The sequence below is a fragment of the Nonomuraea sp. NPDC050383 genome (assembly GCF_044459125.1).
Taxonomy (GTDB): domain Bacteria; phylum Actinomycetota; class Actinomycetes; order Streptosporangiales; family Streptosporangiaceae; genus Nonomuraea.
In genome coordinates, this window is the sequence record NZ_JBITIP010000025.1 from 41,014 (window position 1) to 55,347 (window position 14,334).

General features: G+C 72.3%; 12 protein-coding genes. 9 read left to right on the forward strand and 3 right to left on the reverse strand.

Annotated features, from left to right (window positions below; all coding sequences use genetic code 11):
• The first annotated feature begins 39 nt into the window (after positions 1-39).
• From ACIBG4_RS38350 to ACIBG4_RS38370, 5 genes are all read left to right on the forward strand, one after another.
• Positions 40-588 (forward strand): zinc-binding dehydrogenase, encoded by a 549-nt coding sequence (locus ACIBG4_RS38350; RefSeq protein WP_397207121.1) that lies wholly within the window; start codon positions 40-42, stop codon positions 586-588.
• Positions 589-826: 238 nt separating this feature from the next.
• Positions 827-1,804 carry a radical SAM protein gene (locus ACIBG4_RS38355; protein ID WP_397206993.1) on the forward strand — a complete coding sequence of 326 codons (978 nt, stop codon included), beginning with the start codon at positions 827-829 and terminating at the stop codon, positions 1,802-1,804.
• 163 nt (positions 1,805-1,967) lie between these two features.
• Positions 1,968-3,332, forward strand: coding sequence for a hypothetical protein (locus tag ACIBG4_RS38360; protein ID WP_397206995.1), 1,365 nt, complete (start codon positions 1,968-1,970; stop codon positions 3,330-3,332).
• Positions 3,333-3,466: 134 nt separating this feature from the next.
• Positions 3,467-4,204, forward strand: a complete 738-nt coding sequence (locus ACIBG4_RS38365) for a phytanoyl-CoA dioxygenase (RefSeq protein WP_397206997.1) — start codon at positions 3,467-3,469, stop codon at positions 4,202-4,204.
• A complete protein-coding gene (locus tag ACIBG4_RS38370; RefSeq protein ID WP_397206999.1) occupies positions 4,201-4,743 on the forward strand; it encodes a GNAT family N-acetyltransferase in 543 nt (180 codons plus the stop codon). The genes ACIBG4_RS38365 and ACIBG4_RS38370 overlap by 4 nt, the downstream gene beginning before the upstream one ends.
• Positions 4,744-4,844: 101 nt before the next feature.
• Here ACIBG4_RS38370 and ACIBG4_RS38375 read toward each other — a convergent pair whose 3' ends face one another.
• Both ACIBG4_RS38375 and ACIBG4_RS38380 read right to left on the reverse strand, forming a co-directional pair.
• On the reverse strand, positions 4,845-6,032 hold the full coding sequence (locus ACIBG4_RS38375; protein WP_397207001.1) for an Ig-like domain-containing protein: 1,188 nt from the start codon (positions 6,030-6,032) through the stop codon (positions 4,845-4,847).
• Between the two features lie 216 nt (positions 6,033-6,248).
• Positions 6,249-8,462, reverse strand: a complete 2,214-nt coding sequence (locus ACIBG4_RS38380) for an ATP-dependent RecD-like DNA helicase (RefSeq protein WP_397207003.1) — start codon at positions 8,460-8,462, stop codon at positions 6,249-6,251.
• Positions 8,463-8,658: 196 nt separating this feature from the next.
• Here ACIBG4_RS38380 and ACIBG4_RS38385 point away from each other — a divergent pair, with 196 nt between their 5' ends.
• On the forward strand, positions 8,659-9,429 hold the full coding sequence (locus tag ACIBG4_RS38385; RefSeq protein ID WP_397207005.1) for a sulfite exporter TauE/SafE family protein: 771 nt from the start codon (positions 8,659-8,661) through the stop codon (positions 9,427-9,429).
• Between the two features lie 68 nt (positions 9,430-9,497).
• The gene (locus ACIBG4_RS38390) at positions 9,498-10,553 is read left to right on the forward strand and encodes an alpha/beta hydrolase family esterase (protein WP_397207007.1); all 1,056 of its coding nucleotides are present in this window, start codon (positions 9,498-9,500) and stop codon (positions 10,551-10,553) included.
• A gap of 46 nt (positions 10,554-10,599) precedes the next feature.
• Here the strand turns inward: ACIBG4_RS38390 and ACIBG4_RS38395 are convergent, their stop codons facing one another.
• On the reverse strand, positions 10,600-11,772 hold the full coding sequence (locus ACIBG4_RS38395; RefSeq protein WP_397207009.1) for an alpha/beta hydrolase: 1,173 nt from the start codon (positions 11,770-11,772) through the stop codon (positions 10,600-10,602).
• A gap of 99 nt (positions 11,773-11,871) precedes the next feature.
• Here ACIBG4_RS38395 and ACIBG4_RS38400 point away from each other — a divergent pair, with 99 nt between their 5' ends.
• A complete protein-coding gene (locus ACIBG4_RS38400; RefSeq protein ID WP_397207011.1) occupies positions 11,872-12,759 on the forward strand; it encodes a LysR family transcriptional regulator in 888 nt (295 codons plus the stop codon).
• 109 nt (positions 12,760-12,868) lie between these two features.
• A complete protein-coding gene (locus tag ACIBG4_RS38405) occupies positions 12,869-14,320 on the forward strand; it encodes a serine hydrolase domain-containing protein (RefSeq protein WP_397207013.1) in 1,452 nt (483 codons plus the stop codon).
• The last annotated feature ends 14 nt before the right edge of the window (positions 14,321-14,334 follow it).

The window sequence follows — 14,334 nt, forward strand, 5'->3', positions numbered from 1 at the left end:
CGCCGACGCGGCGGCCCTGCCGCTGGTGGGCCTGACCGCATGGCAGGCGCTGTTCGAACTCGGCGGGCTCACCGCCGGGCAGCGCGTGCTCATCTCCGGCGCCGGAGGCGCTGTCGGTGCCTACGCGGTGCAGCTGGCGAAGAACGCCGGCGCGTACGTCATCGCCACGGCGAGCCCGCGCAGCGCGGACCGGGTCGGGGCCGCCGGTGCCGACGAGGTCCTGGACCACACCGTGACCGACGTGGTGGATGCGGTGGGCGAGCCGGTCGACCTCTTGCTCAACCTCGCACCGATCGAGCCCTCGCAGCTCGCGGGCCAGGCCGCTCTGGTGCGGTCCGGCGGGGCCGTGGTCAACACCACGGTGTGGATGCAGGCGCCGAGCGACGAAGCGCGCCAGGTGCGCGGGCTCGACGTCTTCGTCGGAGCGACGCCAAGCAGCTCGCCGGCCTGGTGGCGGCGATCGACCGGGGTGAGCTTCGCATCGACATCAGCCGCCGGGTCCGGCTCGAGGACCTGCCGGCGTTGCATGCGGAAGTCGCCGCCGGTGCCGTGTCCGGCAAGGTCGTCGTCCTCGCGCCGGCCGCCTGATCCCTCTCCCCTCCGCCTCGAAGGCCCGCATGAACGCGCGCGTTGCCCTCCACCATCCAGCGCATGGTCCACGGGGGGGAAAGCTCCAGGCGGGCGCTCACGGGATCGCCCGTTCGCGGGGTCCGCAGGCAGGTGCATGTGGGAGCGTCTGGGGGTGGTCGGGCGGCGGTGGGATCCGGGCGGGGTGTTCGCGGTCCTGCTGTGTGCTTCGTGCGGTGTGGGTTGAAAAGGGAGTCGAATGCGTGTTCCACTGGACGGTGTGGGCTGGGACGCGCTTTCGCTGGTGGACGCGGTTGACGATCGTCCGCTGATCGAGCGGCGTGCGGTGCTGCGCGGCGGGTTCTACGAGATGCAGGCGCGTACGGCGATCGAGCGGGTGCCCGCGGGTGCGGGGGTGGCGCAGCGGTGGGCGGTGTCGCCTTATCGGGGTTGTGCGCATGCGTGCCGGGGGTGCGGGGCGCGGGGCGGGCATCGGCGGCTGGGGTTGGATGCGGGGCGTGACTTCGACACGCGGGTCGTGGTGCGGGCGAACGTGGTGGAGCGGTTGCGGGGTGAGCTGGCGCGCTGGGGTGATGAGCCGCTGGCGGTGGGTGTGGGGGGTGACTGTTACCAGGAGGCGGAGCGGACGTATCGGTTGATGCCGGGGGTGGTGCGGGCGCTGGGTGAGGCGGGGGTGCCGTTCACGGTGTACACGAAGAGTCCGCTGGTGTTGCGGGACGCGGAGTTGCTGGTGGCGGCGGGTGCGCGGGTGGCGGTGTCGATCGCGTTCGTGGACGAGCGGATCCGGCGGGCGGTGGAGCCTGGTGCGGTCGGGGCGCAGGCGCGGCTGGAGCTGGTGTCGGCGCTGGTGGAGGCCGGTGTGGAGTGCCGGGTGCTGATGGCGCCGGTGTTGCCGTTGCTGAGTGACGCGGCTGATCAGCTGGCGGCGACGGTGCGGCGGATCGCGGCGGCGGGTGCGGTGGCGGTGGAGCCGGTGGTGTTGCGGCTGCCGGTGGGGACGCGGTCGTGGTACCTGGAGTGGCTCGGTGAGGCGCATCCGGGGTTGGTGGCGCGTTATGAGGAGCTGTACGACGGGGCGGGGGTGCCGTCGGCGGAGTACGAGGGGCGGATCACGGGGCAGATCGAGCAGTTGTGCCGGGTGTACGGGATGACGTGCGGGGTGTGGGAGCCGGTGGGGCGGCGGCGTCCGGGTGGGGAGCAGTTGGAGCTGGTCTGATCGGGGGGTTTCGGGCCTGGTGGGGGGTGTGGGGGGTGGTGTGCCGCTCCCCTGGGTTGTCGGGTGTCGTTCGGATGTCCGTAGGCCTCGATTTGGGTCACTTTTTGCAGTTATGGTGGCAGCCTCAACCGGGATGATCTTTGTTCGGGAGGCTGAACCTCACGTGTCAGGCTTATCATCGAAGGCTCCTAAGACGCTGGCCGCGAGCGTCGCGGCGTTCGTGGTCGTGATCGCCGGAGCCGCAGCGGGGACGGCGGGCGCGTCCGCCGCGTCCGCCGCCGCCGACGGCCCTGTCGTCTACTACCTCGACAGTGCCGCCGGCGACGACGGCGCCGAGGGTACTTCGGCCGACGCGCCGTGGAAGTCGCTGGCCGCGGCGTCGGCCGCGCCGCTGGTGCCGGGCTCGAAGCTGCTGCTGAAGAGGGGCGGGTCGTGGTCGGGGCAGCTGGCGGTCAGCGCCTCGGGCACGGCGGAGGCTCCCATCGTCGTCGACGCCTACGGCACGGGCGCCGCGCCGATTCTCATGGGTGACTCCGAGGCGTGCGTGGACCTGCGGGGCAGCCACATCGAGGTCTACAACCTGCAGGTCGGTGTGAACCGTGACGAGGGCCGCTGCTCGTGGGCCGGGATCAAGGTGGGCGGCAGCGACAACGTCGTGGAGCGGAACCTCATCACCGGCGCGGCGGCGGGGGTGTACATCGAGACGGGCGCCCGCTACACGGCGGTGACCGCCAACGACTTCGTCGACAACAACCACATGAGCAAGCTGACGCCCACCGACGAGGACCCCAACGACGACTCGGGGGCGTTCGCCATGCTGGTGCAGGGTGACGACTCCAACATCGGGTGGAACACCATCACCGGGTCGGTGGCCTTCAGCTACGACTACGTGTTCGACGGCGCGGCGGTGGAGATCTTCATGGGCTCGCGCAACCGGGTCCACCACAACCTGGCGATCGACAACGACACCTTCACCGAGCTGGGCACCAGTCGTAAGCCTGACGGCACCTCCAACGACCCGGACGGCACGTCGGGAAACGTGTTCGAGTACAACGGGATCTACGGGTCGCGGGCCCGCTCGGGGCTGGTGACGCGGGGGCCGGTGCACGACGACGGCCGGATCGAGACCAACGGGCCGGTGTTCGGCACGGTGTTCCGCAACAACTCGATGAACCTGCCCAACGCCGACGCCGAGGGCGTGGTGTGTGACGCGGGCTGCACCAATCAGCATCTGAGGTTGTCGCAGAACATCGTGCTGGCGGGCAAGAAGAGCGCCTACGCCGATCCGGCGTTCACCGCCAGCGACCACAACGTCTTCTACGGCGGGCAGTTCCAGATGTCGGCCGGGACGGCGAACGTGCGCAAGGATCCCAAGTTCGATCCGAACCGGCCGTTGCGGCTGCTGTCCACCAGTCCGGCGATCGGGCTGGGTGTGACGGCGTTCGACGACATCGACCTGGACGGTGTGGCGGTCGGCAAGGACGGGCGGATCGAGGCCGGCTCGTACGAGTACGTGGCGGCGAGCTGACGCCGCGGGGTGAGCCGTGATGGTGTGTCCCGTCGCCTGCCCGCGGGCCGGACGGGCGGCGGGACGTACCGGGAAGAGACGTAGCGGGAAAAATCGGGGGAACGTCGGTGGGCGGCGCTGCTAGCGTGCCGCGCATGGATGTGATCGACGTCGAGCGGTTCGTGGCGGACGGGTTCGCCAAGGTGGAGGGCGCGGCGGCGCGTGAGGTGGGCGAGGCGGCGCGGGCGTTGCTGTGGCGTCAGGTCGGGTTGTCGCCGGATGAGCCGTCGGGGTGGACGCGGCCGGTGGTGTGGGCCTCGGATGTGACGGGTGAGGGGCCGTTCGGGGTGCTGGCGCGCAGTGAGCGGCTGCGGCGGGCGCTGGACGCGGTGGCCGGGCCGGGCGGGTGGGTGCCGCGTGGGAGCCTGGGCAACATCCCGGTGCGGTTCCCGGACGTGGCGCCGGCCGACGATCGTGGCTGGCACATCGACGCCAACACCCCGGGTGCGGACGGCGGCTGGAAGGTGAGCGGGCGGCCGCACACGCTGCTGCTGCTGGTGCTGCTGTCGGAGGTGGGTGCCGACGACGCGCCGACGCGGATCCGGGTCGGCTCGCAGCGGGACTCGGTGGCGGTGCTGGGCGAGGGCGAGGCGATGGACGCGATGGTGGCGGGGCCCTTGCTGGAGGAGGCGAGCCGGGGCCGGGCGGAGGCGTACGCGACGGGGGTGCCCGGTGACATGTACGTGGTGCATCCGTTCACGGTGCACGCGGCGCAGGAGCATCGGGGCCGGCGGCCGCGGTTCATGGCGCAGGCGCCGGTGATCCTGACGGAGCCCCTGTCCCCCGCCGCCGGGTCGCCGCTGGCGCGCGCGGCGTGGGGGACGCCGGCGTGAGCGGGGCGGCGGGCCGGGCGGCGGGTGGCGCGCGGAGCCGGGTGGAGGTCCGGGCGGGCGGGCCACGGGATGCGGCGGCGGTGCTGGCGATGTTCGACAGCGCGGTGGCGTGGCTGGTGAGCCGGGGCATCACCGGGCAGTGGGGTGAGCGGCCCTTCACCGGCGACGAGCGGCGTACGGAGCAGGTGCGGGCATGGGCGCGGGGCGGTGGGTTGCGGATCGCCGAGGTGGGCGGTGAGCCGGCCGGGTGCGTGAGCGTGGGGGCGCCGCCGCCGTATGTGCGGCCGGCGGAGGTGCCGGAGTTGTACGTGCAGGCGCTGGTGGTGGATCGGCGCTTTCCGGGGATGGGCGTGGGCGCGGCGTTGCTGGACCGGGCGCTGGCCGAGGCCGGTGAGCGGGGGGTGGCGGTGCTGCGGGTGGACTGTTACGCCGGTGGGGACGGCCGGTTGGTGCGCTGGTACGAGGAGTGGGGGTTCGAGCGGGAGGCGCCGTTCACGGTCGGTGAGTGGCCGGGGATGGTGCTGCGCCGGTCCCTGTAGGGGGGCCGCGGGTGTCCTTGCGTCGGTCCGGCCCGTTGTCGGTCGAGGTGATCCAAGGGGGGGGCCGGGTGCGGTGCCGGCCCCCCTTTTGTGGCGCGGTGTTACAGGGCGCTGCCCTTCTTCCACTGCGAGAACGGCATCTGCCAGAAGCCCCAGCCGTTGTTCCATTCCAGCTCGCGGTTGGTGCCGGTGATGTCGACGACGTCGCCGCGCTGCATGGTGCTGTAGAACCACCTGGCCTGGTCGGGGCGGGCGTTGACGCAGCCGTGGCTGACGTTGCGCACGCCCTGGGCCCAGACGTTGTCCTTGGCGTGGACGTACTCGCCGGAGTTGGAGATGCGGACCGCGTGGTTGATCATGACGTCGTAGTAGCCGGGGTCGCCCTTCTTGCGGCCCGGGGAGATCATGCGGACGGGGTTGCCGCGCTCCATGGTCAGGTGGACGCCGGAGGTGGTGGTGTACTCGCGGGTGGTGGCCATGCCGGCGCTGATGCGCATGGTCTGCACGCGCTTGCCGTCCTTGTAGACGTACATCATGTGCTTCTTGGTGTCGACCTTGCTGATGACCTTGGCGCCGATCTTGAGATTGGCGGTGTAGTCCTTGACGCCGTAGGTGCCCTTGCCGGCCTTGACGCCTTCGATGTCGGCGGTGAAGGTGACCTTCTGGTGGGCGGGCCAGTAGGTGGCGGTGCGGTAGATGACGACGGTGTCGTTGATCCAGCGCCAGGCGCCCTTGACGGGCTTTTCGGCCTTGACGGTCAGGGCGCGTTCGATGGCGGCCTTCTGGGTGACGGGCTGGTTGAAGGTCACGATGATGGGGGCGCCGACGCCGAGGGTCTCGCCCTTGGCGTTGGGGGTGACGTCGGCCACCTGGAGTTCGCGTTCGGGTTTGATGGTGGTGAAGGCGCTGGTGGCGGTGGTGACGCCGGACTTGGCGCTGACGGTGTAGCCGGTGGAGGGCTTGAGGGTGCCCTTGGAGACCCAGCGGGTCTTGTCGGCGTTGTAGGTGCCGGTGATCTCGTCGTCGGACTTGCCGGCCTGGACGGTGATCTCGTCCAGGGTGCCGCCGGAGGCGGTGATGACGATCTTCTTGTCGGGGCTGACCTTCGCGCTGCCTTCGGCGGGCGATATGGTGATCGTCGGCGCCTGAGGTGTGGCGGACGTGGTGGCCTTGGACGCGCCGGCGTTGCCCGTGGCGGCGTTGCCGCTGGAGCACGAAGCCGTCAGGGCCGCCGCGGCGAGCAGCGCGATGCCCGCGGTGGGCTTCTTCCAACCAGACGCGATGTTCAAGTCTGTCCTCTCCCCCATGCAGAAAACTGCAAACCGCACCTAAAGACCTTAATGCTGATGCATGTATGACGCGGTTGCATATGGGAGAGTTCGGTCACGTTTCGATCACTTGTTGCAGTCAACGGCAGGTCAGGGCAGCGTCAAGGACGGGTAAAGGAATGGCCGTAACGGCTCACCGCGCCAGCAGCATGATCGGCCCTGTGATCGGCCGCGTGATCAGCCGCGGGTGAGGCGGTGGGTGAGGCCGGTGTGGCGGCGCCCGGCGCCCTTGGTGCGCACGGCCTGTGCCAGGGCGCGGCGGGAGCCGACGATGACGACCAGCCGCTTGGCGCGGGTGATGGCGGTGTAGAGCAGGTTGCGCTGCAGCATCATCCAGGCGCTGGTGGCCAGCGGGATGACCACGGCGGGGTACTCGCTGCCCTGGGAGCGGTGGATGGAGACGGCGTAGGCGTGGGTCAGCTCGTCGAGCTCGTCGAAGGCGTAGTCGACGTGCTCGTCCTCGTCGGTCAGGACGGTCAGCTCGTTGTCGTCGGGGCGGATGTCGGTGACGACGCCGACGGTGCCGTTGAAGACGCCGGCGGCGCCCTTGTCGTAGTTGTTGCGCAGCTGGGTGACCTTGTCGCCGACGCGGAAGACGCGGCCGCCGTAGCGGCGTTCGGGCATGCCCTCGCGGGCGGGGGTGAGGGATTCCTGCAGGGCGAGGTTGAGGGCGCCGGCTCCGGCGGCGCCGCGGTGCATGGGGGCGAGCACCTGGATGTCGCGGCGGGGGTTGAGGCCGAACCTGCGCGGGATGCGGCGGGCGACCACGTCCACGGTGAGCTGGGCGATCTCTTCGGGCTCCTCGCACGGGAAGAGGAAGAAGTCCTTCATGCCCGCCAGGACGGGGTGGTGGCCGGTGTTGACGCGGTGGGCGTTGACGACGACGCCGGACTCCTGGGCCTGGCGGAAGATCTGGGTGAGCCGGACGCGGGGGATGTCGTCGGCGGCCAGCAGGTCTTTGAGGACCTCGCCGGCGCCGACGGAGGGCAGCTGGTCGACGTCGCCGACGAACAGCAGGTGGGCGCCGGGGGCGACGGCCTTGACGAGCTTGTTGGCCAGCAGCAGGTCCAGCATGGAGGCCTCGTCGACGACGACGAGGTCGGCGTCGAGGGGGTTGTCGCGGTCGAAGGTGGCCTCGCCGCCGGGCCGCAGCTGCAGCAGGCGGTGGACGGTGGTGGCCTCGTGGCCGGTCAGCTCGGCCAGGCGTTTGGCGGCGCGGCCGGTGGGGGCGGCCAGGATGACGCGGGCGCGTCTGGCGCGGGCCAGGGTGACGATGGAGCGGACGGTGAAGCTCTTGCCGCAGCCGGGGCCGCCGGTCAGGACGGCGACCTTGCTGGTCAGGGCCAGGCGGACGGCCTGGCGCTGCTCGGGGGCGAGCTCGGCGCCGGTCTGGGCGTGCAGCCAGGTCTCGGCGCGTTCCCAGTCGACGTCGGCGAACGCCTTGAGCCGGTCGTGGCCGCCGCGCAGCAGCGACAGCAGGCCGCCGGCCAGGGACAGCTCGGCGCGGTGGAAGGGCGGCAGGTAGACGGCGGGCACCACGTTGTCGCCGGCGGGGACGTCCTCGCGCACGACGCCCTCGGCGGCGACGAGCTCCTCCAGGCAGGTGGTGACCAGGCCGGCGGGCACGTCGAGGATCTTGACGGCGTCGCCGACGAGGTTGGGGGCGGGCAGGTAGCAGTGGCCGTCGTCGGCGGCCTGGGACAGGGTGTAGCGCAGGCCGGCCTTGACGCGTTCGGGGCTGTCGTGCGGGATCCCGACGGCCTGGGCGATGGTGTCGGCGGTCTTGAAGCCGATGCCCCACACGTCGTCGGCGAGCTGGTAGGGGTGGGTGCGTACGACGGTGATGGACTGCTCGCCGTACTGCTTGAAGATGCGTACGGCGATGGAGGTGGACACGCCGACGCCCTGCAGGAAGATCATCACCTCTTTGATGATCTTCTGTTCGGCCCAGGCGGCGGCGATCATCTTCGTCCGTTTGGGGCCGAGGCCGGGGACTTCGACCAGGCGTTCGGGGCTGGTCTCGATGACGTCGAGGGTGTCGGTGCCGAAGTGGTCGACGATCCGTTCGGCCATCTTGGGGCCGATGCCCTTGATGAGGCCGGAGCCGAGGTAGCGGCGGATGCCCTGCACGGTGGCGGGCAGCACGGTGGTGTAGGACCACACCTCGAACTGGCGGCCGTAGCGGGGGTGGGAGGTCCAGCGTCCGCTCAGCCGCAGCGACTCCCCCACCTGGGCGCCCAGCAGGGGGCCGACCACGGTCAGCAGCTCCGAGCCGGAGCGGTCGGTGGCCACCCGGGCGATGGTGTAGCCGCTCTCCTCGTTGGCGTAGGTGATGCGCTCCAGGACCGCATCCAGCGATGCGGCGAGCGAACCATCCGGACCAGGTCTCAACGCGAACCCCTCTTCGGCCACCGTTCCGGAGCCAGGGTAGAGCAGCGGGCCAGGCCCGTCGGCGCACGGCTGCTACGATCGCGCGAAGATCGCGGTCGTGCCCGGGGCCGGGTGCCGGGCCGGACTCCAGGGAGGCCCTCGCTGTGCATCTCCCCCGCAGCCTCGGTCCCCCGCCTGCCTGCCGGCGGGTGCGGCGGTGAGCGGCGCCGGGCAGATGGCGCTGCTGGCCCTGGCCGGAGTGCTCGCCGGGGTGGTCGGCACCGCGGGCGGCATCACCTCTCTCATCTCCTACCCGGCGCTGCTCGCGCTGGGCCTTCCCGCTGTGACGGCGAACGTGGCCAACATCGTCGCCTTCGCCGCCTGCTGGCCCGGTGCGGCGCTGGCCTCCCGGCCGGAGCTGGCCGGTCAGGGGCCGTGGCTGCGCCGGCGGCTGCCGCTGGCGGTGCTGGGTGCGGCGGCGGGATCGGCGCTGCTGCTGTCCACCCCGCCGGGCGTCTTCGCCCGTGTCGTGCCGTTCCTGGTGGCCGGCGGGGCGCTGGCGCTGCTGGCCCAGCCGCGGCTGGCCGCCTGCCACGAACGGCGCCGCCGCGGTCGCCGGTCGGGCGCGGGCGCCGTGGTGCTGCCTGGCGTGCTGCTGGTGATGTCGGTATACAACGGCTACTTCGGCGCCGGGTCCGGCGTCATGATGCTCGCCCTGCTGCTGATCACCGCCGAGCCGCGGCTGCCCGCCGCCAACGCCCTGAAGAACATGCTGATCGGCGCCTCCGCGCTCGTCTCGGCCGCGGCGTTCACCGTGTTCGGGGCCGTGGAGTGGGCGGTCGTCGTGCCGCTGGGGGCGGGCATGTTCGCCGGCGCCACTCTCGGCCCGCGCCTGGCCCGGCGGCTGCCGGCCGCTGTCGTGCGCCGGTTGGCGGCCCTGGTCGGTCTCCTCCTGGCGGTCCGGCTGTGGATGGAGGCGAGCGGCTGAGTGTCGCCATCCCGGCCCTCACGCGTGGCGTGGGGGCCGGGGTGGCAGGATCACGAGGAGGGGGTGTCATGGACGCAGATCCTGGCAGGCGGCGCTCGCGGGCCGGCCGTCTGCGGCGGTTCGGCAGCGCGCTGCTGTGCGGGGCGCTGCTGGTGGCGGCGGGGTGTTCGGGCGGCGGCGGTGACCCGTCCGCGTCGCCCTCCCCCTCGCGCACGTCTCCCACCCCGTCGTCCTCGCCGTCGTTGTCCGCCGCCGCCTCCCCCGGGGTGAGCGCGACGGCCGGCGGGTGCGCGGGCGGCGGGCCCGCGCTGCGCCAGGGCCGCAACACCATCGACTACGGCGGGCTGCGGCGCGTGTACCTGCTGGCGCTGCCGCGCGGGCGGGGCCCCCACCCCGTCCTGCTCGATCTGCACGGCCTGGGCTCCGACGCCGCCCAGCAGGCCGCCTACAGCCGCCTGCCCCGCGAGGGGGCCAGGCGCGGCTACCTCGTCATCACCCCGCAGACCGCCGAGGGGCGGATCGGCTGGACGCTGCCGCACGCCTACGGACCCGACGACACCGGCTTCCTGACGGCGTTGCTGGAGCGGGTGGAGCGGGGGGCGTGCGTGGACCGGCGCCGGGTGTTCGCGGCCGGGATGTCGTTCGGCGCCGGTATGTCCGCCGCGCTGGCCTGCGCCATGAACGGCCGGCTGGCCGGGGTCGCGGCGGTGGCCGGGCTGAGCATCGTGCCGCCGTGCGAGCGTCCGGCGCCTCTGACCCTGCTGGCCTTCCACGGCACCGCCGACCAGGTCGTCCCCTACGAGGGCGGCCATCCGTTCCAGAACTCCTCCGAGCGGCGCGGCCTGGCGCGGCTGGTGGTGCTGCCCCCGGTGCAGGACAGCGCGAAGGGATGGGCGCGGGCGCTGGGCTGCACCGGCGAGGGCGTCTCGGCGCCGGCGCCGGGGGTGCGGCTGCGCCGCTGGACGGGCTGTCGCGGCGGCGCGTCGGTGCGGCTGTACACCTTGCGCGGCGCCGGTCACACCTGGCCGGGGCCGATCGAGGTGCGGCGGCTCGGCTCGACCAGCCGGGAGCTGGACGCCACCAAGGTCATCCTGGACGTGTTCGACGCCGCCGCGCCGCGTTGACCACGGCGTCGGGGATGAACGGAAGTTCCGTCGGCCGAGGTCCCGGCTAGCCGGCCACGGCTCTTCTTTCCCGCGTTCTCACCCAGGCGGTGAAGCCCTCGATCGCGTCGACGACCGCCTCGAAGCGGACCGAGTGGTACAGGTCGAAGGCGTGGTTGCCGCCGCGTAGTTCGGCGTAGACGACGGGGGCGGCCGAGGTCTGGCGTAGCCGGTCGGCGAAGTGCCGGGCGTCGGCCGCGGGCACCTGCGGGTCCAGGTCACCGTGGGCCACGAGGAACGGCGGTGCGTCCGGTGTGATGTGGGCCAGCGGCGAGGACTCGGGTCCCTGGCCGAAGTAGGTGCCGTACCAGCCGTTCAGGTAGATGGCGCCGGTCACGGTGGTGTCGGCGTCCTCGAAGCCCGGCTGGAAGGCGGGATCGTTCTGGGTGAGCGCGGCCAGCGCCGCCATGTGCCCGCCCGCCGAGCTGCCCGCGACGAACAGCGTCGAGGGGTCGGCGCCGTACTCGTGGGCGTGCTCGCGCACCCAGGCGATGATCTTCTTGAGGTCGATCAGGTGGTCCGGGTGCTGGGCTTGGGGCCGTAGCCGGTAGTTGGCGCTGATGCACACCCATCCCCGGCCGGCGAGGTGGTAGAGCAGGGGAAGCGACTGGCTGTTCTTGTGGCCGCCGGAGTAGCCGCCGCCGTGCAGGTGGATCATCACGGGTGCGCCTTGCGGGCGCGAGCGGTGGTGGTAGAGGTCGAGCAGGTTGTGGCGGCCCGCGTCGCCGTAGGAGAGGTTGGCCACGCGCCGGACGTCCAGCCGGCGCTTGACGATGGGCAGCAGCAGGATGCGGGCCCACGGGCGACGACGCCGCAGTCCAGCGCCGAGGTCGGCGTCGATGGTGGCACGCCAGCCGGCGCCCAGCCCTTCTGTCATGGCACGCTCGATCCTGCCCCGCTCGCCCAGCCCGCGGTAGGCGATGACCGCGAGCCCGATCGCGGTCACGGCGGCCACGGCGACGATCGCCCAGCCGCCCGCCGAGTCGATGTCACCATCAGTGATCGCCAGCGCCGTCGGGAACAGCAGCATCCACAACAAGGCCGCGAACGGCAGCTCGTTGGCGGCCAGGCCGAAGTAGTAGCTCGTACGGCCGAGCGGGCGTGAGAACGGCACCGGCCGTAGCGCGAACAGCGTGCCGACAGCGGCGAGCGCCACAGGGAACAGATACCCGAAGGGCACGAAACCTCCAACGATTGAATACTCGTGGATGACTCTAGAAGGACCCCTATATGCTGTCCAAGACCAGTTTCTCCATATCTTCATAGCTATAGAGGCATAATGGATCTGCTGTCGCTGCGCTATTTCCAGGCTGTGGCGCGCCACGAGCACATCAGCAGGGCGGCCGAGGAACTCCGCGTCGCCCAGCCCTCGCTCAGCCGGACCATCGCGCGCCTGGAGTCCGACCTGGGCGTGCCCCTGTTCGACAGGCACGGCAGGCGAATCCGCCTCAACCGGTTCGGCGCCGCCTTCCTGCGCCGGGTGAACAGGGCCCTGGCCGAGCTGGATGACGCCAGGCGCGAGCTCGCCGACGCCGCCGGGCTGGCCCGCGGCAGCGTCTCGCTCGCCTCGGAGACGCTGCTCACGGTCACCGAACCGGTCAAGAGCTTCATCGCCGAACATCCAGGCATCGCCGTACGACTCTTCCAGGCGAACCCGGAGGTCATGACCGAGCGGCTGAGCGAGGGACAGGTCGACTTCTGCCTGGCCTCCGAGGTGCTCGACGGGCCGGGGCTCGTCCATGAGGAACTCCTGCGCGAGGAGATCCTGCTCGCCGTGCCGCTCGGGCACCGGCTCGCCGGCCGGCGGGAGGTGACCATGGCCGACCTCGCGGGTGAACCCGTCGTCACCACCCGGCCGGGGATCTGGCAGCGCACGCTGGCCGAGCGGTTGTTCTCCGAGGCCGGGCTGGAACTGGTGGTCGCCTGCGAGATCGACGAGGCCACCACGGCCATCGAGATGGTCAGCGCCGGGCTCGGAGTGGGGTTCGGCCCCGCCTGGTACCTCCGCTCGCCGCTGGCGGCCTCGCGGGCGCCGTTCTCGCCCGTACCGCTGGCCGCTCCCGGCGCCGAGCGGGTCCTTTGGCTGGTCTGGCGGGAGGGGGCCTACGTGTCGGAGGCGGCTCGCCGCTTCCGCGACCACCTGACCGCCTCACTGATCACGACCTAGGCCTTTGGTCTGCGGCGACACCTGACCCGGCCGGCCGGCTCAGGCGGAGTCGACCGGGCCCGGGCTGATCTCCTTCCGAGCGGCGGACCGGCCGGTAGGGTGGACGCTCATGGACGACACGCTCGGTCTTTCGGCCCACCCCTCGGCGGACGACCACACCGGCTCCGGACAGGGGGCGGCCGGATCGGCGGCGGGATCAGCGGTGGGATCGGTGGCCGGGCAGGCGTTGCTGCGGCGCCTGGCCGAGGACCAGTCGCGCAACCGGGTGCCGTCGATCGTGGCGGCCATCGTCCGCGACGGCCGGACGGCCTGGTTCGGGGCGCGCGGCCGCATCGACGGCGAGAGCCCCATCAACAGCGGGGGCGAGGGTTCGCCGCCCACCGACGCGACCCAGTACCGGCTGGGGTCGATCACCAAGTCGCTGGTGGCCGTGGCCGTCATGCGGCTGCGCGACGAGGGCCGCCTGGACCTGCTCGACCCCGTCGGCAAGCACGTGCCCGAGGCGCCGATCGGCGAGGTGACGATCGCGCAGCTGCTGTCGCACACCGGCGGGCTGAGCGCCGAGCCGCCCACCGCCTGGTGGGAGCGCACCCCCGGCCTGCCGCCGGAGGCGCTGCTGGGCCGGCTGTCCGCCGGCGACCTCAAGCACCGGCCCGGCCGCCGCTACCACTACAGCAACGTCGGCTACGCGCTGCTGGGCGAGCTGGTCGCCCGGCTGCGCGGCGTCCCGTGGCTGCGGGCCGTGCAGGAGGAGATCCTGACGCCGCTGGGCATGGAGGCCACCACCGCCCGGCCGAGGAAGCCGCACGCCACCGGCTACGCCGTCCACCCGTACGCCGACGTGCTGCTGCGCGAGCCGGAGCACGACGCCGGGGCGATGGGGCCGGCCGGGCAGCTGTGGTCGTCGGCCGCCGACCTGGCCAGGTGGGCGGCGTTCGTGGCCGGCGACACCGGCGGCGTGCTGGCGCCCGCCACGCTGGCGGAGATGCGCGAGCCGGCCACCGTCGACGACGGCGACGCCTGGAGCAGCGGTTACGGCCTCGGCCTGCAACTGACGCGGCACGCCGGGCGGCGCCTGGCCGGGCACACCGGGTCGATGCCCGGGTTCCTGGCCACGGTGTGGGCCGACCCGGCCGAGCGGGTCGGCGTGCTGTACCTGGCCAACGTCACCTCCGGCGTGAGCCGGTCGCTGCCGCTGGACCTGCTGGACATCCTGGCCGAGCACGAGCCGCGGCTGCCGCGGGAATGGCGTGCCTGCCCCGCCGAGCCGGAGCTGCTGGCGCTGACCGGGGTGTGGCATTGGGGGCCGTCCCCGTACGTGCTGCGGCTGCTGCCGGGACGGATGCTGTCGCTGGCGCCGATGAACGGGCCCGGCAGGGCCTCGCGGTTCGCGCCGCGCGAGGACGGCACGTGGGTGGGGCTGGAGGGCTACTACGCGGGTGAGACGCTGCGGGTCGCGCCCGACCACCTCGACCTCAACACCTTCGTCTTCACCCGCGTCCCCTACGACGCGGACGCGCCCGTGCCCGGCGGGGTGGAGGGCTGGCACGGGCGCGGCTGAGCTGCCGCGGGGAC

Bases quoted from the DNA above. Each gene is read 5' to 3' on its own strand.
- ACIBG4_RS38365 (WP_397206997.1), top strand. From the start codon at position 3,467: ATGGATGTGATCGACGTCGAGCGGTTCGTGGCGGACGGGTTCGCCAAG.
- ACIBG4_RS38390 (WP_397207007.1), top strand. From the start codon at position 9,498: ATGGACGCAGATCCTGGCAGGCGGCGCTCGCGGGCCGGCCGTCTGCGG.
- ACIBG4_RS38355 (WP_397206993.1), top strand. From the start codon at position 827: ATGCGTGTTCCACTGGACGGTGTGGGCTGGGACGCGCTTTCGCTGGTG.
- ACIBG4_RS38350 (WP_397207121.1), top strand. From the start codon at position 40: ATGGCAGGCGCTGTTCGAACTCGGCGGGCTCACCGCCGGGCAGCGCGT.
- ACIBG4_RS38400 (WP_397207011.1), top strand. From the start codon at position 11,872: ATGGATCTGCTGTCGCTGCGCTATTTCCAGGCTGTGGCGCGCCACGAG.
- ACIBG4_RS38405 (WP_397207013.1), top strand. From the start codon at position 12,869: ATGGACGACACGCTCGGTCTTTCGGCCCACCCCTCGGCGGACGACCAC.